The sequence below is a fragment of the Microbacterium sp. LWO13-1.2 genome (assembly GCF_038397725.1).
Taxonomy (GTDB): domain Bacteria; phylum Actinomycetota; class Actinomycetes; order Actinomycetales; family Microbacteriaceae; genus Microbacterium.
Genome location: NZ_CP151634.1, coordinates 2,511,744 through 2,534,054, shown reverse-complemented (window position 1 = coordinate 2,534,054; position 22,311 = coordinate 2,511,744). Strand labels below are relative to the sequence as shown.

Genomic DNA, 22,311 nt, shown 5'->3' with positions numbered 1-22,311 from the left:
CAGCGACCTCAGGTGCGCAGCCAGCGACGGATCGCGAACCCTGCGGACAGCGCGGCGAGCACGATACCGATGCCGATGAGCACGGGGACGACGAGCACTGCGTCCTGCATCGTCACCCAGGTGGTGATGAACGGCACGCGACCTCGCAGGTATCCGTCGACGCCGAAATGAACGCCCGCGACCACCGCGACGCTGGCCAGCGCCGAACCGAGGAAGGCCGCGAAGACGCCCTCAAGGACGAACGGCGTCTGGATGAAACGGTTGGATGCTCCGACCAGGCGCATGATCCCGATCTCCTTGCGTCGCGCGTACGCCGAGAGACGGATCGTGGTGGCGATCAGCAGGATCGCCGCGATGAGCATGAGGACGGCGATTCCGATGGCGATGTACGTTGCGACGGTGAGAGCCGAGAAGAGCGGTTCGAGGTATTGCAGCTGGTCGGCCACCTGCTCCACTCCTGCTACCCCGTTGAACGCCTCGACGAGCACCTGGGACTGACTCGGATCCTTCAGCGTCACGAAGAAGCTCTCGGACATCTGGTCTGCGGTGAAGACGCTGGCCTTCTCCTCGCCGATCTGCTCGACGATGTTGGCGTACGCCTCGTCCTTCGTCTCGAAGCGCACATCGGCGATGAGCGGCGCGAGCGCGTCACCCTCGATCTGGGCGCGGACGATCTGCACCTGTTCCTCGGTTGCGGAGCCGTTGAGGCAGGTCGGCGATTCGGACACGCCGGAGCACATGTACACGGCCACCTGGGCGCGCTCGGTCCAGTAGCCGCGCATGGTGCCGATCTGCGCCTGCATGAGGATCGCGGCTCCGACGAACGTCAGCGAGACGAACGTCACGAGCACGACGGAGATCACCATCGAGATGTTTCTGCGGAGGCCGCCGAGGGCCTCTGTGAGGATCAGACCGTATCTCATGAGGTCGGTCCCACTTCCTCGTCGTCCGCGTCGGACAGACCGAGTCGATCGGCGACGCCGAGGTCGGCGATGTCGACCTGCGGCAGCACGATCGGATGCGTACGGGGCGCGACTGCGGCGGCCGGCTCCGAGACGTCGTGCGGCACGGGAGCGGGCTCCTCGACGGAGGCCTCCGGCTGGGGAGTCTCGGACGGCTTCAGGACCGCAGGTTCCGGCGCGGGCGCCGTTGCGGCTGCGCGGCGCTGGGCGCTCAGGTCCTGGGCGAGGGCGGCGCGCACCATCGAGAGGTCGGCCGTCTGGCGCTGCACCTCCTGCACAGCGGTGAGTGCGGCGACCGCTGCGGCGCCGCGCACCTCCTCCGGCACCAGGCGCGGGATGTTCGATGTGTCTCCGTAACCGCCGTGCACCTCGTCGCGCACCATCTCACCGTCACGCAGCTCGATCACGCGGCGCTGCATCTGGTCGACGAATCCGGCCTCGTGCGTGGCCATCAAAACAGTCGTGCCACCGGCGTTGATGCGCGCGAGCAGCTGCATGATGTCCACGGATGTGGCGGGATCGAGGTTTCCGGTGGGCTCGTCGGCGAGCAGCACCTGCGGACGGTTCACGAGAGCGCGGGCGATCGCGACGCGCTGCTGCTCACCGCCGGAGAGCTCATGCGGCATCCGCTTCTGCTTGCCGTCGAGGCCGACGAGTGCGAGCGCCTCCGGCACCGCCTGCTGGATGAAGCCGCGAGATGAGCCGGTGACCTGAAGCGTGAACGCGACGTTCTGGTACACGGTCTTCGACGGCAGCAGACGGAAGTCCTGGAACACCGCTCCGATGTGCCGCCGGAAGTACGGCACCTTGCGGTTGGCGAGCGAGCGCAGATCGCGCCCGAGCACCGCGACGCGGCCGGTTGACGGAATCTCTTCGCGGAGAATCAACCTGAGACAGGTCGACTTGCCGGATCCCGAGGCACCGACGAGGAAGAGGAACTCTCCCCGCTGCACTTCGAAGTCGACACCGGAGAGCGCGGGCCTGGCGGTCCCGCGATAGCGTTTCGTGACATTCTCGAACCGAATCATGGCGATACGAGCCTAAACGCGCCTCTTCCGGTGATCGCGAGCGACACCCCGTGACGTCACCGGTCACTGCTATATATGAGGTAGCCGATTCGCGCGTTCCGCGCGGGCGAACGATTTCGAGGGGGACCCCATGACGACACCTGCAGGCTGGTACGACGACGGCTCTGGCCGACAGCGCTGGTGGGACGGGCAGCAGTGGACGGAGCACTTCGCTCCCGAGGCGGCCGCACCCGAAGCGCCGGTGGTTGCAGACGCTCCGGCAGTCGCACACACTCCAGCGGTCGAAGAGACCGCTGCCGATTCTCTCGATGACACCGTGATCCGCACGACGGGCGAGACTTACGCTCCCCCGGCTGCGGCGGCAGAGCCCGACGCGCAGGTCGAGGCGCCGTTCGTCGCACCGAACGAGACCGCTGCGACGACGCCGATCAGCGACAGCGGCCTTCCGCCCTATGCTGCCGGCGGCGCCTACCCGACGTCCGCGCCCGCCGCGGACCCCGGCTACCAGATCGCCGCCCCGGGCTACGCAGCACCTGCGTACCCCGCTGCAGCTCCGGCATACCCCGGCGCGGCTCCGGCAGGCGTCCCCGGTGCGTATGCCGCGGCAGATGCCGGTCCGAAGAAGCCGTCGGTCCTCGGACTCGTCGGCCTCGGGTTGGCCGTGCTCGGCACGATCCTCGTGTTCATCCCGCTCGTCGGAGTGTTCGGTTTCGTGCTCCTGGGAATCGGCTTCATCCTGTCGCTCGTGTCGTTGTTCCTCAAGGGCAAGAAGTGGCCGGGAATCGCGGGCCTCTCGCTCGCCGTGGTCGGCACGATCATCGGCATCGTGATGTCGTTCGTCTACCTGTTCGCCTTCGCCGAGGGCGTCCAGAGCGAGATGGACGATTTCCCGACGTCGATCCCGACGGAGGCCGCGCCGGACCCCGATGAGACCGACAGCACCACCGACGAGACCTCGGCCGGTCGGCCGACCGTTGAAGAGGTGTCTGAGGGCCTCACGGAGATCCTCACGCTGTCCGGCCAGGGAGAGACGTACACCCCTGAGCAGGTCACCTGCATCAGCGAGGCGTTCGTCGCATCCGACATCGACGACGACACGCTGCGTGTCATCGCGAACGGTGATGAGATGTTCCAGGATGCCGACGCACTGACGGCGTTCACGGATGAGTTCACCAGTTCCGGCGTGACCTGCTTGATGCAGTGATCTCACTCTGAATGCAGAAGGCCCGGGAGCGATTCGCTCCCGGGCCTTCTGCATTCAATCTGAGATCAGTCCTCGACCTTGCGCTTGCGCCAGCGGATGCCCGCCGAGATGAAGCCGTCGAGGTCGCCGTCGAACACGGCGGCCGGGTTGCCGGACTCGTGGCCGGTGCGGAGGTCCTTGACGAGCTGCTGTCCGTAGAGGAAGTACGAGCGCATCTGGTCGCCCCAGCTCGCGGTGATGTTTCCGGCGAGTTCCTTCTTCTTCGCGGCCTCGTCGGCCTTCTGCAGCAGCAACAGGCGGGTCTGCAGCACGCGCATCGCCGCGGCGCGGTTCTGGATCTGCGACTTCTCGTTCTGCATCGACACGACGATGCCGGTCGGCAGGTGGGTGAGGCGGACGGCGGAGTCGGTGGTGTTGACCGACTGGCCGCCGGGGCCGGACGAGCGGAAGACGTCGACGCGGATGTCACCCTCGGGGATCTCCACCGCAGTGGCCTCCTCCATGAGCGGGATGACCTCGACAGCCGCGAAGCTGGTCTGACGCTTGTCGGCGGAGCCGAACGGGCTGATGCGCGCGAGACGGTGCGTGCCGGCTTCGACGGACAGCGTTCCGAACGCGTAGGGGGCGTCGATCTCGAACGTCGCGGATTTGATTCCCGCACCCTCGGCGTAGGAGGTGTCCATGACCTTCACCGGGTACTTGTGCTGCTCCGCCCAGCGCAGGTACATGCGCATGAGCATCTCGGCGAAGTCTGTGGCGTCGTCGCCGCCCGCGCCGGAGCGGATCGTGATGATGGCGGCACGATCGTCGTACTCGCCGCCGAGAAGAGTCTGCACCTCGAGCTGGTTGATCAGTTCGGTGAGGGCGGCGAGCTCGATGCGCGCCTCCTGCGCCGATTCCTCGTCGCCCATCTCGTTCGCGAGGCCGACGAGGACTTCGAGGTCGTCGAGACGGCCGGCGATCCCCTCGATCCGGGCGAGCTCCGACTGGCGGTGGCTGAGTGCGCTGGTCACCTTCTGGGCGCGCTCGGTGTCGTCCCAGAGGTCGGGGGCACCGGCTTCCTCGTTGAGGCGGGCGATTTCAGTACGGAGCGCTTCGACATCGACGACCTCGCGAATGTCACCGAAGGTGAGTCGCAGGGCCTGGATGTCGGCGGAGAGATCGAGTTCGAGCATGGCACTTCAGCCTAACGTGCCGGGTGTTCGCGCGGGGACGGAGTACCTCGACGGGCGGAAGCTGCCCGCGGGGTAACGTGAAGGCGTGAGCAGCGCATCGACGGTCCTGAGAGATTTCGGGCCGATGGTGTACCTGCCCACCATCCTTTTCGCCCTGGGCGAGGGCGCGGTGATCCCGTTGATCCCGGTGATCGCCGTCGGCATGGGAGCCGATGTCGCGTTCGCCGCCCTCGTCGCCTCGGCACTCGTCATCGGCCAGCTCTGCGGCAATCTGCCCGCCGGCTGGGCGGTGGCACGGATCGGCGAGCGCATGACGATGGTGATCGCGGGCGTGATCGCGATCATCGCCGGCGTGGGGATGGCGTTCGCCCCTTCCCTCGGCGTGCTGGCGGCATCCGTCTTCCTGCTCGGGCTGTGCGCCGCCGCGTTCGGGCTCGCTCGACACGCCTTCATGACCACGCGGGTGCCGCTCGAAGTCCGCGCGCGTGCCCTCTCTCTGCTGGGCGGAAGCTTCCGGCTCGGCATCTTCATCGGCCCGTTCGTGGCCGCGGGACTTCTGCAGCTCTTCGGGAGCGAAAGCGCGGCGATCTGGTTCTTCATGGTCTGCCTGATCGCCATGGTGCTGCTGGTGCTCCTCGGCCCCGACCCGGAGAAGACGAATCCGCCGACGCGGCAGGCTGGCCCCTCGCACCTGACCGAGGACTCCGGAGAGGCGGTGAGCGGCTCGATCCCGACCATCGAGCGTGCGGGCATCTTCCGCACGATGTGGCAGCAGCGTGCAGTGCTCAGCCGGCTGGGCCTCGCCGCCGCATCCCTGTCGGCGGTGCGCTCGGCACGGCAGGTGGTGCTGCCACTGTGGGGTCTGTCGTTAGGACTCGACGCATCGACGATCGCCCTGGTGGTCGGCGTCTCCGGCGCCATCGACTTCGCCCTCTTCTACGCAAGCGGGCAGGTGATGGACCGGTTCGGCAGGCTGTGGGCCGCGATGCCGGCGATGCTCGTGATGGGGGCCGGATTCCTCGCCCTGTCGTTCACGCACGACGGGGATTCGGCGGTGCTGTGGTTCGGCATGCTCGCCGCGGTGCTCGGCGTGGGCAACGGGCTCTCGAGCGGCATCCTGCTCACGCTCGGCGCCGATGTCGCTCCGAAGCGGGAGCCGGCGGCGTTCCTCGGCTCGTGGCGGACGCTGACGGATGCCGGTGGCGCGATCGCCCCGCTGCTGGTCTCCGGGATCATCGCCGTCGCATCGCTCTCGGTCGCCGCGGGTGTCATGGGCGCGATCGGCCTCCTCGGCGCGGCAGGGTTCCTGCGCTGGATCCCGCGGTTCGTGCCGCGGGCGAAGCGCACCGATTCCGAGGGGAGTTCTGAATGAGCGACGCGGTGACCCGGAGCATGTCGAACCTGGTTCGCAACTTCTCCCCGCGTGACGACGCCGAGCGCGCCGCCCAGGAAGACTTCGCTTCCTTCTTCGTGCACGGAGAATCACCGATGTGGCGGGAGTCCGGGCCGGATCACGCCACGGCATCCTGCGTCGTGCTCGATCCGACTCTCCGCGACACGCTGCTCGTCTTCCATGCGAAGGGACAGTTCTGGGTGCAGCCGGGCGGTCATCTCGAGGAGGGAGACGAATCGATCGAGGCGGCGGCCCTGCGTGAACTTCGCGAGGAGACCGGCCTCCGGCTCGACGCGCGAGACGACGGACCGCTCGCCTACGATCTCGACCACCACGCCCTTTCTGCGAGTTTCGGACGCTGCGCCTCCCACCTCGATGTCGGGATCGCCGTGATCGTCGACCGGGATGCCGAGATCACCGTGAGTGATGAATCAGAGGATGTGCGCTGGTGGCCGGTGGATGCACTGCCCGCCGAGCTCGCGAACGGCGTTCAGCGGCGCATCGACGCGCTGCTCACCCGGGTGCGCGGCCGCGCCTGAACTCGCTCAGGCTCACCGGAGCGCCGTACGGGTGGTCGCGTTGGCTTCCAACCGGATGCCGTCGGGAACGAAGGGCGAGAACAGTGGCGGGTGCGAGGCTGACGTGATGATGACGTGTGCGGAGGCCGTCCGGTGAAGTCGCCTCGACCAGGGTTGCGTCGCCCGGCCGCGTGGTGAGGAGGGCTGAAGCCTGTTCGTGCAGGCGCTCGTCGGTCAGCTCGGCCGCGACGCTCGCGCCAGAAAGACGAGGGTGAAACCGTCTGCTCCGGCGAGCTCTGCGGGTGCTGTCTGCGGAGTGCAGGGAGGTCGAGGGAGCGGAGGGCGGCGAGGGCGTCAGGAGTGTTCATCTCCTTCCTTACAATCGCGCGCAACGCCGCGGCCTATGGGGGCACATCGTGCGACATCGAGATATGCCCCGACGTTCCCACATACGTGCGCCATCTATGCCGCCCTGGCTTGCGTCACGAAGGACCGGGGAGGGGCTCTAGTCCCAGGTACGCCCCACGATGCTGACCGGGTCAGTCTGAATGATGAGCCATGTTCCGCGCGGATCACCCTCCAGGCGCGAGCGCTTGTCGGCATCGACGTACACCCAGCGCAACTCCGACTCCTGCACCTCGCCGCCAACTGTGAGTCCAACGGTCACGTGAGCAAGGGCAGGACCGCGAACATCGACGCTTCGCACGTCATAGCCATCTAGAGGTTGTCTCTCGAAGCGTAACCGGACCTCCCCAATGAACGCGGTTCGAGACTTCGGCTTCATGAACTCGTGTAGGTACGGGGCAAGCCGCCCGTAGTTCGTCGCCAGCCACGCATCGAGCATCGCAACGGTGGCCTCAACGACCGGCTCAGCCATCACTGTGTCTAGGCCGTCGGTGCTCACATCCCATGCACGCGGCTTCCACGCATCCATCTTCTTGCGGTCGGCGGCAGTGTCCGCCAGCTTCGCCAGAGACTCGCGAAGGGTCGGCTTGGGGTCTTCTGGCTTCTTCGCCTGTTCGATAGCTTGCGCCCAGTCGATGAGGGCGAACAAGCGGTTCCATGCCTTCGAAGCGACGACGACGTTGTCGAAGTTCGTCAGGTTGCCGTGCATGATTCCGTTCCGGTACAACTCGTACACCGGTTCAGTGCTGGTTTTGTTGAAGCTTTTGGTAAACGACTTCTGGGTCGCGGCCAGCCCTTGGTGATGAGCGGTCATGGAGTTCCAGGCGACAAGCTCTTCACCGTCCCGTGTGTGCAGTCCTCGTCGCTGGTTACCAACGTCGTTCACGAACCCGTCCATGACCGCTAGAAGCACGAGCACTGCGGCGTAGTAGCGTCCGTCGAGGTAGTCGCGTAGCGCCGCATCGAGCAGGTCGGACCTCGCGCGCATCTCCGGAACGTTCTTGGCTCGCATCATGGCGAACCTCATGCGTTCTGGGTCCTGGTACTGAGCGATGACGGCATTCTCAACCGCGTCGGGGTCACCGGTGCTGACCGCCTCGACCAATGGATCAAGCTTGAGCGAACCGTGAAAAACCCAGTGCCGCTCGCCTACAAGTTGGTAATACCGTTCGACCGTGCCGACGATGCGTTCGAACTCCTCCTTCAGCTTCTTGAAGTCTGCCCTCATGGATGGCTTAAGTATCAAGATCAGACTCATCGCCGTCACCTGCTCACGCATCTGCTTGTACTCAGGGATGTCATACGCGCTCGGGTAGCCGGCACTCGGGGGCGGATCGATGTCGCCCCTGCCGGGCTTCGTTGGTCGTGGCATTTGGTCCCTCCTAAGTCGATCCTGGCTCACGTCACCGGCAGACGCCGGTTGGCGCCGCGATAGGCTCACGCCATGCCGCCCCGGATACTGACTTTTGACGAAGCCTTGCTCGACGCGCGGCGGAAGAGTAACCACCGCTCAATCCTGCTCGGCAATGGTTTCAGCATCGGCTACGACCCGGCGATCTTCAGTTACGAATCTCTCGCGGACGAAGCCGAACTTTCCGGACTGTCGGTCACAAAGCCCGCTCTGTTCGACGCGCTCAAATCGAGCAACTTTGAGGCAGTCATTGACAAGCTCAACGCCTCATCAAGGCTGCTCGCGCTGTACGACGGCGACCGGGAGCTTGCGGCGAGGATGGCGACCGACGCCGTTGTCGTAAGAAACGGTCTAGCTGACGTTCTGGCAAACCGTCATCCAGTGAATGCCCAAGGACTAAGCGACGAGGAGGTCCTTCACGCCCGCACGTTCTTGTCAAATTTCCGACAGTTCTACACGCTCAGCTACGACCTCCTTCTGTACTGGGTTGTCACACGCACCGGGGTTGGCCCCTTCGTGCATATGCGAGACGGGTTCGAGTGGCCCGCATGGAACGATCGAAGCGCCCTGATTTGGAAGTCCAAGCCAACCCAGGGACGGCAGCGGGTGTTCTTTCTGCATGGGGCGCTTCACCTCTTCATCAGGGGCAAGAAACTTGAGAAGCTCTCATACCGTGACCACGGTTCACTCGTAGGCGAGTTGCGATCGCGACTCGATGACGACAACTATCCTTTGGTGGTTACGGAGGGGTCCCGCCCGGAGAAGGAAGCTCGTATCGAGCGAAGTGGTTATCTCCGGTTCGGGCTGCGCCGCTTTGCCGCAACCGAGGGCGCGCTTTTCATTCACGGGGTATCGATGAACCCCAACGACGATCACATCCTCGAACTGATCGAATCGGATTCCAGTCGTGTCAGCGCGATCTATGTCGCCGTGCATGGAGACCCCGCTTCGCCCGACAACCGCCGCTTGATCGAACGCGCAAAGGAGATGAGGAGCCACCGCCGTACCGTGGGCGGTGAGGCCCTGCGAGTGAGATTCTACGATTCCGACAGCGCAAGGGTATGGCGGGACTGATCGGTCACGTGTGCTTTGCAACGACAGCACACGCGTTCCTAGTACCGCATGCGGGGTCGGGTGACCAGGTCTCCGTCGCTAAAAGCGAGGATTCCTCCCCCAACCCGAGAAGAACGAACGGCTGTCTCTCGTGAGTTGACGTGCAGGCGCAGAAAGCGCGGCGGTACTCCGCTTCTGCTTTGGCTCAGTCGGCAGAACTGGCGTCATCTAGGTCGAGGTATGCAAGCACGTCAGCCAAGCTCGCGTCCGGGCCGACAATTTCCTCTCGTGCACTTATGTCGATCAGAGAGAACCGCCCATCCTCCTCATCCAGATACAGGCCCCGCCTCTGAGCGAATGCGGTGGCTATGTCCTTCTCAGTCGGCGGCTGTGTTTCCGCATCCTCAATGCCGTAAGCGATTGCGTCGAGCATCGCGGCGGCGCGATGCAGCCGCACCGGGTCGTCCGTTCGGAGCGCATCCCGCGCCGTCGCCTCCGCAGCCTTGTGGATAGTTGTCGGCCAAGTGGACTCAGACTCTGTTGTCATGGCCGCAGGCTAGTACACACAGCGCGTCCCGGAGCACCGCCGGGTGTGGACTGCATCAACGGGATCCACGACTTGTCATGCGTGAATCACAACTACAGCCCAGACGGGAACGATACCCCTCGCAAGTTCACCGCTCGCGCCATCGCTTTCCTCACTGGATTGCGGGACCGCGCATAAGCCCTATGCATGCCCTAGATTTCACTCATGCGCGAAGAACCCGAATCTCACACGCAGGATGCCCTGTCGGCCCTCAGCAGGCGCATCCAACGAACTTACAAGTCGCGTGTGGAAACAGCGCGGCGTCATCAAAAGCGAGGTAACTACTGGAACTTTGCCCTGGTCGTCGCATCGCTCACGGGCACATCGGTGGCAGTCGTATCGCTCACTGCACCATCTGTGTACGGTGAGCGTGGTTCGGCCTTGATGGTGGTTCTCGGAATCGTGACTCTCGTGGTTTCCGTCCTCGTTACAAGCGCGCAGTTCCAGGTACAGGCAGAGAAGTTCTTTCACGCATACCGAAGCCTTCAGAAGCTGTGGGTGGCGTCCGATCTTGCAAGCCGTTCGCTAACGGATACGCATGGACGAAACGATCGTGCGGACGAGATCGACCGCGATTACCAGTCTGTCCTGGACGACACCGATAACCACAGCCCTGCCGACTTCTTCAAGGCGTTCCCCGGCGAGATCAAACGGGATAAACCATCTATCGTCGATCCCGCCGATCAACTGTCGGTCATGGGGTTCTACAAAAGGAAGCTGATAGTACTCGGAAGCAACATCTTCACCTTCCTTCCGGTCCTCGGCAGCACGGCCTTGTTGCTGCTCCTGACTCCAGCAGTCAAATGGCTCCTCGGTCTCTAAAAGTCGTCATATGTGATTGGCAACCACAGCCCAGCCGGGCACGTCAGCACGCTCATCTTCGCAGAGGTCAGGAACGCGATCGACTGCACGGCGTCCCCAGGCGCGCCACCAGCGTCGGAGTGTTGTCATGAGGGATCCTTTCATCAGCGACTCAGCCGATGCCGAGTCGCAGGATGACAAGCATGGGTATATCGCGAAGAGCATGGAACATTTATGGGTATGTCACGCACCGCGCTCTACCTCCGCATCAGCCGGGACTCCGAGAAGCTTGGGCGGGGGTCTCGCGCCAAAAGAAGGAGGCGCTGGAGCTGGCCTCAAGGTCAGGCCTCAACGTCATCGAGATCTTTGAGGACAACGACATCTCCGCCTCCCGCTACTCGCGCCGGACGCGTCCCGAGTTTGAGCGCATGATGGAGCGTGCCGGACGTGGAGACTTTGACACCCTTCTGGCCTGGGACCTGGACCGCCTCATTCGAAGCCTGTCGACGGTGAGCGGATCATCACCCTGAACGAGAAGGCCGCGCTCAACGCACGCACCGTGTTTGGGCACCGTTGACCTTCGCGCCCCCAATGGCGTCATGTTCTTGAGGATCAAGGTCGCAGTGTCGGCACAGGAGTCTGACTTGAAAGGCCAGCGCGTGAAGGCCGCTCACCGTCAACGGCTGGAGGAGGGCAAGCCGATCTCTGGCCGACGTCCGTACGGATGGAAGACCGGAGGCCTGGAGCTGGAGCCGGTGGAGGCTGACGCGATCCGCGAGGGCGTCCAGCACGTGCTCTCGGGAGGCTCTATCTCCTCGCTCCAGAAGGGCTGGAACACATCCAGCCTCTTCGGCCCTACCGGCAAGCCGTGGACCGGTGGCTCCGTCAAGAAGGTGCTGAGGAGGTGGCGCAATGCCGGAGTGGTGGAGCAGCTTGGGGAGCCGCTGGAGGTTGAGTCTCAGATTGAGCCGATTGTCTCCCGCGCCGAGCTGGAAGAGATCCGCCTCAAGTTGGAACTACAGTCCTCCCCTACCGGGCGCCCGCTGGTCAAGAGCTGGCTCTCCGGCGTCATGAAGTGCGGAGTGTGTGGAGGCAGGATGCTACCGCGCAAGGAGTATTGCGCATGCGCTGTGTCAACCGAGAGGACGCAGACCGTCGAGGGTGAGCGACACGTGGCAATCGCCAAGCACTGGGCAGAACACCGCGTCATGATGGCTCTCTATTTCGAGGCCAAGCACAGCGCGCGCTGGGGCACCGTAAAGACCGCAGACGTCGACCGGGTGCGCGCTATTGAGGCTGAGCTGGTGGAGGCTCAGAAGGAGCGCCAGGAGGCACACAGAGGCTGTTCGTGAAGGGTGTGGATAAGGCCGTGGTGACGGCTGAGCTGAGCCGTCTGGATGGAGAGATCACCTGTAAAGCCCCGCGCCTGATTGTCCAGGCGCGGGGCTATTCAGGTGGCTTCGAAAACTAATCCTGCTCGGATGTCGCCTTCGCCCGCGGGACTGCAGAGAGCACTGCAAGGGCTCCGATTACCGGAACGATGAGCGTGATTACAACCCAGAAGACAACCCGAAGAGTCAGTCCTTCACCGAGGCGAGCGACTCGTACGAGCGCCAGCACCGCCAGTACCACCGTCACCGCTGCGAATGCGATGATCAGCAGCGTGTGCAAGGGGGAAAGCCCGGTACTCATCACGGAGTCCAGGCGGAGCGATCCTTGACGAACAACTTAAGCGTGACGCTTGTGTTGGCGCCTCCGAAGTTGTAGTTCGTCACCAGGTTGAGCTGCGCGGGGAGATCGCCGGACTGGTACTGCCGGATCAGCTCGAACTCCGGCACCGAGCAGGTGCCTGGTCCGCAACCCCACTCTTTCTGCCCCCAGTTGTAGACGCTAGCCTGCCGATCTCTCTTCGTGTAAGACGTCCGGAACGCCAACTCGACAGGGCCGAGCCAACCATGAACTCTGCAGTCCTGCGCATAGGTGGTGGCGTCGACCGCGCAGCCGCTAACGCTCATCGTCATGGACGTGTCGGAAGGCGCGAGCGAGGTGATCGAGATGGACCCGTCAGCGAAACGAGAAACCGTCACCTGCTTGGAGCCTTCGGAGTGAGTCTCTGTCGAGGCAGGATCTGCTCCGGTCATGGAGTCGAGGGGCGTTCCCTGGTCGAGCTTGTCCAGGAGAGAGGCCTGCGTCTCGGCTGGAACTTCGTACTCCGTCCAGACGTCGACCATGGACTGCTCCGAGGTGCCGTACTCGTCGGTAGTATCTGGCGGTGTTGTATCGGCTAGTACAGCCGGTGCGGTCCAAGAGCTGACCAGCAGAATCGCTGTTGCCGCTCCGGCACCGAACGAGAGTTTGCGTCGCATCTTTGACATATGTTCACTCCTAGTCTCAATGAATGAAGTGACGTTCGGCTGAACTGAGATACTGCGCCATTCGTCACATTGTTTTTCACCGTACACATTTCAGTGGGATAGCGATGTCCCCTCTTTGGGGGACACGGCTGAGAGGCGCGGTGCCGACAACGATCTCAGCGCGGACATGACACTAGGCAGGGGGTTCGCCCCATCAGCGAGGCTGCGTTACAGGGCGAACGGAGACTGGCTGCTCGCTCAGCGCAAGCTCGCGGTCTGTGAGGGACTGCAGCGGGCCGCGCTGCGCCGCCGCGAGTATCGACCGCCATTGAGACCTTCGGTCGTACGCGATCTGCAGTCGTTCGCTCGGTGTTCCCATCGCCGGTTCGTCCTTCCTCCGGCCAATCCCAGGGTAGCAAGAATAGAACATATGTTCTATCCTCTTAACCCATGAGCGTGACATCTATAGAACAAGCCGTAACCCTATGGCTGGTCAACGACATCCCGTCCCGCATGGTCTACGCGGGGAAGCGGTGGCGCGTCACTGACACTCCGACGCGGCTGCGTCACTCCGTTTGGTCGGTTCCGCTGGAGCACAGCCACGGCATGTACGGCTGGCGGTTCCAAGGGACCGACGACGCCGACCTATCCCTCGTCTTTGACGTCTACAAGGGCGAAGACGGCTGGCACGTGCACCGCGCTTACGACTAGCCGCCCTGGATGCTCGGGCCGTCGAACTCGGTTGGCAGCACAACGGCGTCGAACTCCGCGGAGTGGTCCTCTAGGTGCTGGCAGTTCTCGCACCAGAACCCACGGCGGTCGTCGATCATCACCGTCCCGCAGTGCGGACAGTGAGGCTGCACGCCGTCGAGATCACCCATCCGATCAGCGTATGTCAGTAGCGCGCGAGGCTACACGGATGCCGTGCGGATAGTTATTGTCCGTGTTCACGGCCCAGGAGCCCCGCACGACATCGGCGATGGCGACGTGCAACCGGGAACCATCCGGCAGGGACGCATCGACGAACGGCTGGCTGATCTCAAAACCAAGATTTTGACATATTTCTGACCAGGGATTTTTCTGATCTTCCCCGTTCCGACGCCCCCTGGACCTCTTGCCATTCACACGTCACCAGCGCCTCGCTCGCGGTCTCGCAGGTGGTGTGGCACAGGTGCATCACGGCCCCGGATGAGGGGAGGTCTCCGGGGCCGTGAGGACTTGGGTGGATCGAGTGCTACGCGGCACGCCCGATCAGCGCTTCCGCGGCCTCTCGAAGCTCTCCAAGATCGAGATGAGCCCACGGCCTGCGGTTCGGCGCTGTGCCAGAGGGGAGCGCCGCCCAGCCGATCAGGCCGTCGATGTTGTCGAGCGACCGAAGGTATGACGGCAGACCGAGGAACGACCTTACGCTGAGCGTCATCGCGGAGATCCCGACGCCGTGGGCCTGGTCGATCGCGAGATCGCACCGAGGGCAAACCACGCCGTCGAGGGAGTCGGCCCGACCGGGGCCGCCGATGCTCGCGGAGTCCGCGCTCATCAGGGTCCAGACGCTCTCCGCGTCTTCTCGGAGCGCCTCGACTGCGCCGACGCCACAGAGCATGCATCCCGAGGGGCCACCGTCGTCCGAGGGAGCGAGGACATCCACGGGCTTCTCGGTGCGGCGCGCCAGGAGCCGCGCTGCCGTGTTCCGCAGCTCCTGGCGCTGTTCGGGGGTCAGGTGAGACCAGCGAGCCCGGGACGGCGGCGTGGAGGGGGCCTTAACAAAGCTCGCAGAGCGCGCGAGCGCGGCCCATCGGGCATGGCCGCCGGGCACGGTGAGCGCGTCCATTAGCCGAACGAGGTCAGCGCCGGTTGCGGTCAGGTGGTCAACGGCTCGCGGTTCTGTCGTACCGACAGCATCGAGGGCACACAGAGCCGACTCGAGGCGGTGCACAGCGATTTCGGCCGCGCCGATCCGCTGGCGCACTGAGGGGTTCGCGCTCAGCAAATCGAGCGCCGTCTGACGGATCATGCGGCACTGATCGCAGCGCGTCACGAGGAGATCGTGCCGCGGCGGCACGTAGCCCGCGCTGCCGCTGCGACCGAAGACCTGTAGGACCTCGACCTCAGCGTCGATGCTGTCGCGCGCGGGGATGCCGCAGCTTGCACACGGAAGCGTGCCCGAAGGGAACGAGGCCCAACTAGCGGGCGCGGTGATGGTGTCGGGATTCATGATCGGTCCTATCGCTCGAAGGTCAGTAGCCGTAGGCGCTCGGGTCGGCACCCGGCGGGAGGTCGGCGATCTCACGCGCGATCTGCGCGCTCATCGTTCGCTGCTCTGCGCGGAGGCGGCGCTTCACCTGGGGGTCCGAGGTTCGTCGCAGCGCCTCGTCGAACATGCCGAGTGCGGGCGACGTGTAGGTCGGCGCGGGCGGCTGCAGCCCTCGGGGCACGCGCCCGTACTTCGGAAGCGGCGCCGACTCGGGCTCAGGCTTCGCCTCCCACGCGGCCGGCGCGGGTGTGCTCTCAGGTGCGGGATCTGGGCGTTGCTTCTCGCGGTGGCGGTCGGCGCGCTCGGTGACGCCGTGTGATGCCGGAATGACTCGCGGCGCGTACTTCCTGGTCATCGGTCGCCCTCCTCTGGACTCGTCTGCAAGACCGGGAACCATCGCGAGTCGCTGGCGTCGAAGGTCGCGGGGCACCCCTCGTCGTGGCGCACGTCCACGACTCCGGGCGTCAGCACGTCCACGCCCGCCGCGCGCCCGCAGAGCGGGCAGCACCCGGTGGCGGTCGCGAGGACGCGAGCGACGACGCGATCCAGAACGACGGCGGGCGCGTCGTGGCTGAGGGTCGGAAGGATCACGATGTGCCGGTCGCCGAAGAGAGCGCCCACCGCCCATGCTGAGTATCCGACTGGCGTACCGGCAGGCGGGGTTCCGAGGAGGCCGACGATCGGCACGGCGCTCGCGGCCTGCTGGCTGCTCACCAGACGGGCGCGGAGGTCTGCCGGGGTGCTCATCGCTGAGCGATCCTTGCCTTGATGCGCTCGGCGCAGAACTCGATGCGATCACCGCAGACGCCGCGTGCGCCGCCTTCACCGAGGCGGAAGCAGGGCTCACCGACTGCGGCGTCATGGATCGGGCATGGAACGGTGATGATCGCGGGAACCATTGCCGTGCGGCGGATTCCGTAGTGCACCTGCTCGTGGCTCGGTTCGGGGCGGGGAGAGTGCCCGCCGCGCGTGGGCGCACCCTGATCCCCACGCGCGACGGACCGGGGTCGCCCGGGATGCCAGGCCGAGGCGACCGGCGTGCTGTCGTCGCGAGCGATCGACGGCAGCACGGGCTGAGAGATGGAGGGAGGGGCGGCGTTCGTGGGCATGAGCGAACCTGTTCAATCAGGCTCGGCCCTACCGCCAGCAGCATCGTCGGGTCGTGGCACATGACCCTGATCGCAAGCGTACTACGCCACCTTCAGTCGTGATCTCTCCTCCGCGACGCTTAAAGAGCGGCATCTTCCGCACCTTGTCGTGCTTTCCAAAATCATAGATTTGCTTTCATGATAGAATGGGTATATGATTCGCGCCCTCCGAGCGCGGACGTAAGCGAAGGAATGCACCATGACCCATCCCCCTCAGGACTGGACCTCGAAGGACGTCGTAACTGGCGTCAACTCGCTGCGCGGAAAACGGCGCGGTGGGCTGCGAGTCACTGACGACATCAACGACACCGACTTTCGAATCAACACGAACGAAGCTCTGCGCTTCCTGGCTGACCATGTAGGCAACCTGCTCGACCGCATCGAAGTCCTTGAGACAGAGCTTCGTGAACGCGACGCACGCGGTGAGGCGTGAAAGGCCTCTCTCGTATCGGTTTTGGGCTTGCTCTCGTCAGCCTCGGGGCAACGATTTTCTTCGGCACACCCCGTGTCGTCGCTTGGAATGAGTTTCCGTGGGAATGGCCCGCGATCGCGTGCTTGGTCGTCGGCTTTGCGCTCTTGGGATTCGGCTCGCATGCCGCGTTCGTTACCTATAGGCGAACCGCTCGGGAGCGCCTAGACGAGAGAGAGGGCGGAATTGACGCTGCGAACGTCGAACTGGCCGCAGCGAGCGCAAAACTGAACAAGCTCCGCTACTGGCATCGCATCGCTACCGAGTACAAGGACGCTGCGCGCGCGGGACAGCTCGACGCCGATATTCAAGCCACGCAGGCCGATCAGAGAGCAGCCGTCCGACGCCTACGCTCTTACGGCGTCGAAGCAGAGATCCCGGACGTGGTCGACTGGACGCCATCTCAAGGGTGAAGTCCCGCACTTATGGTGCCAGTCACCTTAAGTGCTTATCCTGGTCGTACAAGGATGGAGCCCACATGACTTCGCAGCAGATGACCGCACGCACCATGTCGATGTCGATGGGAGCCGTTCGCTCCCGCCCCTCTTCCGACGTGATCCAGGACGTCGCCCGCTGGCAGGCTGCCCTGCTCGTCGGACGCGACCCTGGCGCAACCCCGGTGGGAGAAACCGGTTGGCCTCTCTCGCGCCAGGCCGCGCGCACCTACTTCGGCACGGACGTGCTCGGCGGCACAGTCTGCGCCTTCGGCTGAGTCATCCCGCGCGGTGGCTGTCCCCGCTGTCCCGTCCCATCCCGTCCGCCCCTACGTAGTAGGGGCGTGGGGATGGGATGGGACGGGACGAGGGGACTGACGCCGCCACGGTGCTACGGGATCTTCATGGCCTTCTTCATGGCCTCGATCGCTCGGCGCGGTGGATGCGCCCCGCCGATCACCTTCGCCCTCTTGAACAACACCTGCACACCGAGGTCGAGTGGGATTCCGTGCCCGTCGAAGAACGCTCGAGTGCGCTCCACCATCCACTCCTCCCTAGGCTCGGCCTTCGGGGTCGCGGCGCCGCCGCGGTTGCGCCCGAAGGGTCTACCGCGGCCCCCTATGACACGCTCGGGAACGGGCTTGTATCCGGCGCGCTCCTCGTCCGTCATGTCCACTACACGCTGATACTCCGCAATGAGGGCTGTGGGTTCTGTCTCTTCGGCGTCATGCAGTGCGCAGGTGTCCTGCGCGGGGAGCATGCCACGCTCGGGATCGAGGACGTACGACACGCGCCGCCAGCGGCCTTCCTCGTCAGAATGTCCGCACTCCCACGAGACCCGCGCCTGTTCGACAGCCACGGATCGTCCTGCTGCCTTCAGCACGGAGGCGAACGCCTGCACGCGGAGCTTGGGCGGCAGCTGCTGTCCGAGGGCGAATGCAGCCCTCTCAGCAGCCTCGCGAGCCCGCATCTCCTCTCGGGCTCGCGCCAGGCGGTCCCATTCGTCGCTCCACTCAGTGCCGCCAGCAGCCACGGCATGCTCGACCCGCTGAGCGAGATCGGAACGCCAATCCCAGCCGCCGAGCGCTTCGGCCTCAACGTGGCAGCACTGCTCCACGCCGAGGGCGGGCACGGCGTCGGCAACCAGGATCGGCACGCGGAGATCACGCAACGTCCTCGGGTAGCGGATCCGCACGAATCCATCACATTCCTCGTGCAGCACATCTTCCCAGCGCGCATCTCCGGTGCGCCCGGTCAGAGGACGAACCCGACGAGCGCTGTACTCCAATCGCTCGGGCTGGTGCGGGTAGCAGCTCGCGCACATGACGATCACGCCCGCGGCACTGCTGTAGGCGTTGAGTCCGCGGTCCCTGGCAGCGATCGACAGGAGATCGAGCGCCTTTCGGGCCGGGATCACTCGATCATCCATCGGCGGCCTCCTCGTCCTCATACGGCCCGAGCAGAGCCTGAAGCCGCGCAAGAGCGTCCTCCATGGCGGCCACAGTCTCGGCAGCGACGGCGCGCTCCTCTACCGTCAGGGGCGATCGGTCCTTGACCTTGACTTTGGCGAGCCCCGCACACCTTGAGGAGCAGTACTTCCCCTTGCTGTTGTACCGGGGGTGGAAGAGCGTGTCGCAGTGAGCACAGGACACCTGCGTGGCTGCGCGTCCGTTCACGAGGCGACTCCGGTCGAGAAAGTCAGCGACAGGAGAGCAGCCACGCGGGCACACTGGTCGTCAGTGAGTGTCGGCAGAGGCTCGACCGTCTGTGGCTCGCTCATTCGCCCACCGCCTCGATGGGAAGCGGCTTGACCGCCGCACCGTAACGTCGGAGACCGGTCCGCATCTTGCTCGGTCCGAGGATCCTCAGGGTCGCCTCGATCTCATCGAGGTTGAGCAGAAGCGTGCCGTCATCGGCTCGATAGACCTGCAGGTATCCCTTGGAGACCCAGTTCTTCGGCGTCTTGTCGGACACCTGGAAACGCTCGCGCACCTGGGCGAACGTGAGGAAGCGCGGTGTGCGCTCGGGGGTGGGCATGAGAAAAGCTCCTCAAGAAGAGGCACACGACGGTGCCGTTTCTTGGGAGCTCTGGACTCGCGCTAACGCCCTGGGATTGGGTCGGCTCTCCTGCGCGGGAGGCGATGGATTTCGAGGGCCGCCTCCGCGCCCTCGGTAGTTCCATTTTACCGCATGGGTCGCTAGGTGGTCTATGCCGCCAGGCGTCCGTTACCGCACGACTGAGGCACCGAAACGGTCACCAGGCGGCATAGACCGCCTAGCTGATTTCCGCGGCGTGTGCGGGGCGCAGAACCGAGGAGTGCGGCTCCCCTTCAGCAGATGCGCGGCGTGCTACAAAGTGTCGGTGCGTGCCGATATGGTCATAGGCATCTGCACGGGGCGCTGAAAGGGGACGACGATGGAGTGGTTATTTGACGGCCTGGGAACGATGCTGATCGGTCTGGCGATCGGAGCGGCAGGAGGAACCGGTGTGACCTGGCGGGTGATGTCTCGAAAGAACCACCAGAGGCAGACCGCGCGGAATGGCGCGACGCAGATCCAGGCAGGGCGTGATGTCAAGGGCGTCAAGTCGTGAGCGGTGAGCGGCAGACGCAACGGGGCGGTGAGGGCTCGCTCCAGATTCAGGTGGCGGGCGACTACATCGTCGGTATCGACGAGGCCCGCGCCAAAGAGATCGCTATCGCTACCTCACAACAAGTCATTGCCGAGTACACGCAAGAAGCCCTTGCGACGGTGCAGGCCCGGATCGACGAACTCGACACGCGCGTGATTCGTACACTCGACGAGAAGGGGCAACTCAATGCGTTCGCGGATCCCGCCTTCCAGCGCACCGTCAAGAAGGCGCAAAACAGTGCCGCGGCGACCGAGCGGGAATCGGACTACGACATGCTCGCCGCGCTCCTTTCAGACCGAGCGGGCAACCCGCGAGATCGCATGTCGATGGCGGGAATCGATCGAGCAATCGAGATCGTCGATCTCGTAGACGATGAAGCGCTGCGCGGGCTTACGGTGCTTCACGCGGTGGGAACCTGGGTACCGGCGAGTTCGTTCCTGGGTGACGGCCTGAACGCCCTCGAACGTATTTTCTCTCAGCTGATCGACGGACCTCTGCCCCTGGGGAATGAGTGGGCTGAGCACCTAGACGTGTTGGATGCGGTTCGCGTTGGGAGCATCGGAACGATGCGTGATTACGACGAACTCATGTCGAGCAGAATGGACGGTTACACCGCCGCTGGCTTGCCGACGGAGGAAGTACCGGAGTTCGTCGGAGGTAGCTTCCCCGAGGGCTATCCGTGGAGCCACTTCGTCGTAGATCACGAGCTCCGTCCGGGGTACAAGCGAATTGCCACCCCGACCATGGAAAAGCTTCGAGAACTGATGAAAGAGCAAGGCTTCCAGGAGGATGCCATCGTTGAGATCGAAGGCCATGCCAAGAACCTCTTCGGAATCGGAAACACCGAGCCGCAAGTACGAGAAGCGTTCATGACAGAACTCAACTCTCGTCCCGCACTCCGGGCCGTGGGAGAGTGGTGGGCCCAGATATTCACTGTCGTCCAGCCGACCACGGTGGGTAAGACCCTCGCAACGGCTAACGCATTCCGCCTGGATGCAGAGGGCAGGCTGCCCCGCGAGGGCTAGCTATCGACATCAGGATTGGCGAAGCTGACTCGATCGCGGGACCAAGCGGCTCCCTTCCTCGATGCAGGCTGGACGGTCACACGCAGAACCGTCGCCAGTACAGCGCGCTGAACGTCGATTGATGCCTCGAGGAATGCTTCCCCGGGATCGTCAGCACGGAGTATCGTGCTCGACGCCGACGAGCGCAGCGCTTTCGCCATGCGTGCGTCGACCACCTCGATCTCCGAGGACACTCGTTCGGTCGCCGCTCGCAACTGCTTCGCAGTGATGTCGCCAGCCGCGTAGTCACGCTCGAACGCATCGAGGCGTCGAGACAGCTTCGCCCTCTCCTCGCGATCAGCGGCGATCACCGAGTCCTCCCCGGGGCGCATCGCCGCCATGATGCGGGGATCGCGGACCATCTCTGCCACCGCTTCCCGCACGTACGCGTCGGTGGGGTCGGTCGAGATCGTCAGGTGCGCCTGACCCGTGCAACGGTAGAGAAACTTCCGGGTTCGACCCTTGTTCGAGTTCGTCCCGCCGTACGGCGCCGGTCGCATGGTGGATCCGCACAGTCCACAACGGTAGATGCCGCTGCCGAGCCACCGCGTCTCGTTGCCATGCTGTCGGATGCGTGACGGGTCCGTGAGCATCGTTATCAGCGCCCGCCACTCATCCTCGGAAACGATCGCGGGCCAAGCCGCTTCCCCCACGATCTCCAGATCGTACGAGCGCCCGCGGCGCTCCTTGTTGGCGTTCCGTCCCGGCAGCCCATGCGCGAGGAGGCCCGCATTGCGGGGGCGCACCAACATCTCCTTCAGGCGTCCGTACGTCCACTCGCGCCCTGGTGCGGTGCGGCTGCCCGAGGCGTTGATTTCACGCGCGACGCCGGCCAACGTGCGGCCGGCGAGTATCGCCTTCGTGGCCTCACGGATCACCTTCGCTTCGCTCTCGCGAACGGTCATGCCGTCCTTCTCGAAGCCGAAGGGCCGTTGACCGCCTCGATACTTGCCGTCGGCGGCCATCTGGTCCTTCGCACGCTTCATGCGCTCCTTTGCGTGCTCGACCTCATGCTGAGCGGCTGCGCCGAGCATGCGTGCGACCATCCGGCCGGAGGCCGTGGAGAGATCGACGGTGCCCGCCGTGACGGTCTGGATCTGAAGGTGATGCGCCTCCGCGAGGTTCACGAACTCTTCGAGCTCGGACGCGCGACGGTGTAGACGGTCGGTGTGCCAGGCGACGATCCCACGCACCTCGCCGCGACGCACGGCGTCGAGAAGGGCGCGATACTGCGGTCGAGGAGCGCCCGAATACGCGCTGATGTCGTTGTCCACGAAGACGGCAACGACGTCCCATCCCATCCGCTCCGCGAGGGCTCGGCAGTCCGCCTCTTGACGGTCGACGCCCAGTCCGCCGCCGGTCTTGTCATGCGAGATGCGCGCGTAGATCGCGGCGGGGACGGCGGCTCGTTGTTCCATATGTC

28 protein-coding genes are annotated in these 22,311 nt (G+C 64.6%); 12 read left to right on the top strand and 16 right to left on the bottom strand.

Going from position 1 to position 22,311, the window contains the following annotated elements; genetic code table 11:
• Window positions 1-8 precede the first annotated feature (8 nt).
• Together ftsX and ftsE are read right to left on the bottom strand one after the other, a co-directional pair.
• Window positions 9-923 carry a permease-like cell division protein FtsX gene (gene ftsX / locus MRBLWO13_RS11965; protein WP_341974222.1) on the bottom strand — a complete coding sequence of 305 codons (915 nt, stop codon included), beginning with the start codon at window positions 921-923 and terminating at the stop codon, window positions 9-11.
• Window positions 920-1,990, bottom strand: coding sequence for a cell division ATP-binding protein FtsE (gene ftsE / locus MRBLWO13_RS11960; RefSeq protein WP_341974221.1), 1,071 nt, complete (start codon window positions 1,988-1,990; stop codon window positions 920-922). The genes ftsX and ftsE overlap by 4 nt, the downstream gene beginning before the upstream one ends.
• A gap of 130 nt (window positions 1,991-2,120) precedes the next feature.
• On the opposite strand from ftsE, the gene MRBLWO13_RS11955 reads away from it, so the two are divergent.
• Entirely contained in the window at window positions 2,121-3,194 is a 1,074-nt protein-coding gene (locus tag MRBLWO13_RS11955) for a DUF2510 domain-containing protein (RefSeq protein ID WP_341974220.1), read from the top strand.
• 65 nt (window positions 3,195-3,259) lie between these two features.
• Here the strand turns inward: MRBLWO13_RS11955 and prfB are convergent, their stop codons facing one another.
• Window positions 3,260-4,369 carry a peptide chain release factor 2 gene (gene prfB / locus MRBLWO13_RS11950; RefSeq protein WP_341974219.1) on the bottom strand — a complete coding sequence of 370 codons (1,110 nt, stop codon included), beginning with the start codon at window positions 4,367-4,369 and terminating at the stop codon, window positions 3,260-3,262.
• Window positions 4,370-4,493: 124 nt separating this feature from the next.
• Here prfB and MRBLWO13_RS11945 point away from each other — a divergent pair, with 124 nt between their 5' ends.
• Entirely contained in the window at window positions 4,494-5,741 is a 1,248-nt protein-coding gene (locus tag MRBLWO13_RS11945; protein WP_341978370.1) for an MFS transporter, read from the top strand.
• The gene (locus tag MRBLWO13_RS11940; protein WP_341974218.1) at window positions 5,738-6,301 is read left to right on the top strand and encodes an NUDIX domain-containing protein; all 564 of its coding nucleotides are present in this window, start codon (window positions 5,738-5,740) and stop codon (window positions 6,299-6,301) included. The genes MRBLWO13_RS11945 and MRBLWO13_RS11940 overlap by 4 nt, the downstream gene beginning before the upstream one ends.
• 484 nt (window positions 6,302-6,785) lie before the next feature.
• On the opposite strand, the gene MRBLWO13_RS11935 is transcribed toward MRBLWO13_RS11940, so the two are convergent.
• Window positions 6,786-8,057: a hypothetical protein gene (locus MRBLWO13_RS11935; RefSeq protein ID WP_341974217.1), complete on the bottom strand. Its 1,272-nt coding sequence runs from the start codon at window positions 8,055-8,057 to the stop codon at window positions 6,786-6,788.
• A gap of 72 nt (window positions 8,058-8,129) precedes the next feature.
• Here MRBLWO13_RS11935 and MRBLWO13_RS11930 point away from each other — a divergent pair, with 72 nt between their 5' ends.
• Complete coding sequence (locus MRBLWO13_RS11930) at window positions 8,130-9,170, top strand: DUF4917 family protein (protein WP_341974216.1); 1,041 nt, start codon at window positions 8,130-8,132, stop codon at window positions 9,168-9,170.
• 184 nt (window positions 9,171-9,354) lie between these two features.
• Here MRBLWO13_RS11930 and MRBLWO13_RS11925 read toward each other — a convergent pair whose 3' ends face one another.
• The gene (locus MRBLWO13_RS11925; protein WP_341974215.1) at window positions 9,355-9,696 is read right to left on the bottom strand and encodes a hypothetical protein; all 342 of its coding nucleotides are present in this window, start codon (window positions 9,694-9,696) and stop codon (window positions 9,355-9,357) included.
• Between the two features lie 204 nt (window positions 9,697-9,900).
• On the opposite strand from MRBLWO13_RS11925, the gene MRBLWO13_RS11920 reads away from it, so the two are divergent.
• Window positions 9,901-10,557 carry an SLATT domain-containing protein gene (locus tag MRBLWO13_RS11920; RefSeq protein WP_341974214.1) on the top strand — a complete coding sequence of 219 codons (657 nt, stop codon included), beginning with the start codon at window positions 9,901-9,903 and terminating at the stop codon, window positions 10,555-10,557.
• A gap of 578 nt (window positions 10,558-11,135) precedes the next feature.
• A complete protein-coding gene (locus MRBLWO13_RS11915; RefSeq protein ID WP_341974213.1) occupies window positions 11,136-11,888 on the top strand; it encodes a recombinase family protein in 753 nt (250 codons plus the stop codon).
• A 115-nt stretch (window positions 11,889-12,003) separates the two neighbouring features.
• Here MRBLWO13_RS11915 and MRBLWO13_RS11910 read toward each other — a convergent pair whose 3' ends face one another.
• Both MRBLWO13_RS11910 and MRBLWO13_RS11905 read right to left on the bottom strand, forming a co-directional pair.
• A complete protein-coding gene (locus MRBLWO13_RS11910; RefSeq protein ID WP_341974212.1) occupies window positions 12,004-12,228 on the bottom strand; it encodes a hypothetical protein in 225 nt (74 codons plus the stop codon).
• Window positions 12,228-12,911 carry a hypothetical protein gene (locus MRBLWO13_RS11905; protein ID WP_341974211.1) on the bottom strand — a complete coding sequence of 228 codons (684 nt, stop codon included), beginning with the start codon at window positions 12,909-12,911 and terminating at the stop codon, window positions 12,228-12,230. The genes MRBLWO13_RS11910 and MRBLWO13_RS11905 overlap by 1 nt, the downstream gene beginning before the upstream one ends.
• Before the next feature lie 429 nt (window positions 12,912-13,340).
• On the opposite strand from MRBLWO13_RS11905, the gene MRBLWO13_RS11900 reads away from it, so the two are divergent.
• Complete coding sequence (locus tag MRBLWO13_RS11900) at window positions 13,341-13,601, top strand: hypothetical protein (RefSeq protein WP_341974210.1); 261 nt, start codon at window positions 13,341-13,343, stop codon at window positions 13,599-13,601.
• Here the strand turns inward: MRBLWO13_RS11900 and MRBLWO13_RS11895 are convergent.
• The 5 genes from MRBLWO13_RS11895 to MRBLWO13_RS11875 all read right to left on the bottom strand — a co-directional run bounded on the left by MRBLWO13_RS11895 (window position 13,598) and on the right by MRBLWO13_RS11875 (window position 16,250).
• Window positions 13,598-13,771, bottom strand: coding sequence for a hypothetical protein (locus MRBLWO13_RS11895; RefSeq protein WP_341974209.1), 174 nt, complete (start codon window positions 13,769-13,771; stop codon window positions 13,598-13,600). The two genes, MRBLWO13_RS11900 and MRBLWO13_RS11895, sit on opposite strands and share 4 nt — an antisense overlap.
• Window positions 13,772-14,124: 353 nt before the next feature.
• The gene (locus tag MRBLWO13_RS11890; protein WP_341974208.1) at window positions 14,125-15,102 is read right to left on the bottom strand and encodes a hypothetical protein; all 978 of its coding nucleotides are present in this window, start codon (window positions 15,100-15,102) and stop codon (window positions 14,125-14,127) included.
• A 22-nt stretch (window positions 15,103-15,124) separates the two neighbouring features.
• The gene (locus MRBLWO13_RS11885; RefSeq protein WP_341974207.1) at window positions 15,125-15,496 is read right to left on the bottom strand and encodes a hypothetical protein; all 372 of its coding nucleotides are present in this window, start codon (window positions 15,494-15,496) and stop codon (window positions 15,125-15,127) included.
• Window positions 15,493-15,888: a hypothetical protein gene (locus MRBLWO13_RS11880; protein ID WP_341974206.1), complete on the bottom strand. Its 396-nt coding sequence runs from the start codon at window positions 15,886-15,888 to the stop codon at window positions 15,493-15,495. The genes MRBLWO13_RS11885 and MRBLWO13_RS11880 overlap by 4 nt, the downstream gene beginning before the upstream one ends.
• On the bottom strand, window positions 15,885-16,250 hold the full coding sequence (locus MRBLWO13_RS11875; protein WP_341974205.1) for a hypothetical protein: 366 nt from the start codon (window positions 16,248-16,250) through the stop codon (window positions 15,885-15,887). Before MRBLWO13_RS11875 ends, MRBLWO13_RS11880 begins: the two co-directional genes overlap by 4 nt.
• A 238-nt stretch (window positions 16,251-16,488) precedes the next feature.
• Between MRBLWO13_RS11875 and MRBLWO13_RS11870 the strand changes: the two genes are divergently transcribed.
• From MRBLWO13_RS11870 to MRBLWO13_RS11860, 3 genes are all read left to right on the top strand, one after another.
• Window positions 16,489-16,722 carry a hypothetical protein gene (locus MRBLWO13_RS11870; RefSeq protein WP_341974204.1) on the top strand — a complete coding sequence of 78 codons (234 nt, stop codon included), beginning with the start codon at window positions 16,489-16,491 and terminating at the stop codon, window positions 16,720-16,722.
• Window positions 16,719-17,171, top strand: coding sequence for a hypothetical protein (locus MRBLWO13_RS11865; RefSeq protein WP_341974203.1), 453 nt, complete (start codon window positions 16,719-16,721; stop codon window positions 17,169-17,171). The genes MRBLWO13_RS11870 and MRBLWO13_RS11865 overlap by 4 nt, the downstream gene beginning before the upstream one ends.
• Window positions 17,172-17,236: 65 nt before the next feature.
• Complete coding sequence (locus MRBLWO13_RS11860; RefSeq protein ID WP_341974202.1) at window positions 17,237-17,470, top strand: hypothetical protein; 234 nt, start codon at window positions 17,237-17,239, stop codon at window positions 17,468-17,470.
• Window positions 17,471-17,583: 113 nt separating this feature from the next.
• On the opposite strand, the gene MRBLWO13_RS11855 is transcribed toward MRBLWO13_RS11860, so the two are convergent.
• The 3 genes from MRBLWO13_RS11855 to MRBLWO13_RS11845 all read right to left on the bottom strand — a co-directional run bounded on the left by MRBLWO13_RS11855 (window position 17,584) and on the right by MRBLWO13_RS11845 (window position 19,229).
• Complete coding sequence (locus MRBLWO13_RS11855) at window positions 17,584-18,621, bottom strand: hypothetical protein (RefSeq protein ID WP_341974201.1); 1,038 nt, start codon at window positions 18,619-18,621, stop codon at window positions 17,584-17,586.
• Window positions 18,614-18,868 carry a hypothetical protein gene (locus MRBLWO13_RS11850; protein WP_341974200.1) on the bottom strand — a complete coding sequence of 85 codons (255 nt, stop codon included), beginning with the start codon at window positions 18,866-18,868 and terminating at the stop codon, window positions 18,614-18,616. Before MRBLWO13_RS11850 ends, MRBLWO13_RS11855 begins: the two co-directional genes overlap by 8 nt.
• A 100-nt stretch (window positions 18,869-18,968) precedes the next feature.
• Entirely contained in the window at window positions 18,969-19,229 is a 261-nt protein-coding gene (locus tag MRBLWO13_RS11845) for a hypothetical protein (RefSeq protein ID WP_341974199.1), read from the bottom strand.
• Window positions 19,230-19,608: 379 nt separating this feature from the next.
• On the opposite strand from MRBLWO13_RS11845, the gene MRBLWO13_RS11840 reads away from it, so the two are divergent.
• Window positions 19,609-19,785, top strand: a complete 177-nt coding sequence (locus MRBLWO13_RS11840; protein WP_341974198.1) for a hypothetical protein — start codon at window positions 19,609-19,611, stop codon at window positions 19,783-19,785.
• Window positions 19,782-20,849 carry an LPO_1073/Vpar_1526 family protein gene (locus tag MRBLWO13_RS11835; RefSeq protein WP_341974197.1) on the top strand — a complete coding sequence of 356 codons (1,068 nt, stop codon included), beginning with the start codon at window positions 19,782-19,784 and terminating at the stop codon, window positions 20,847-20,849. Before MRBLWO13_RS11840 ends, MRBLWO13_RS11835 begins: the two co-directional genes overlap by 4 nt.
• Here MRBLWO13_RS11835 and MRBLWO13_RS11830 read toward each other — a convergent pair.
• On the bottom strand, window positions 20,846-22,306 hold the full coding sequence (locus MRBLWO13_RS11830; RefSeq protein WP_341974196.1) for a recombinase family protein: 1,461 nt from the start codon (window positions 22,304-22,306) through the stop codon (window positions 20,846-20,848). The two genes, MRBLWO13_RS11835 and MRBLWO13_RS11830, sit on opposite strands and share 4 nt — an antisense overlap.
• Window positions 22,307-22,311 lie beyond the last annotated feature (5 nt).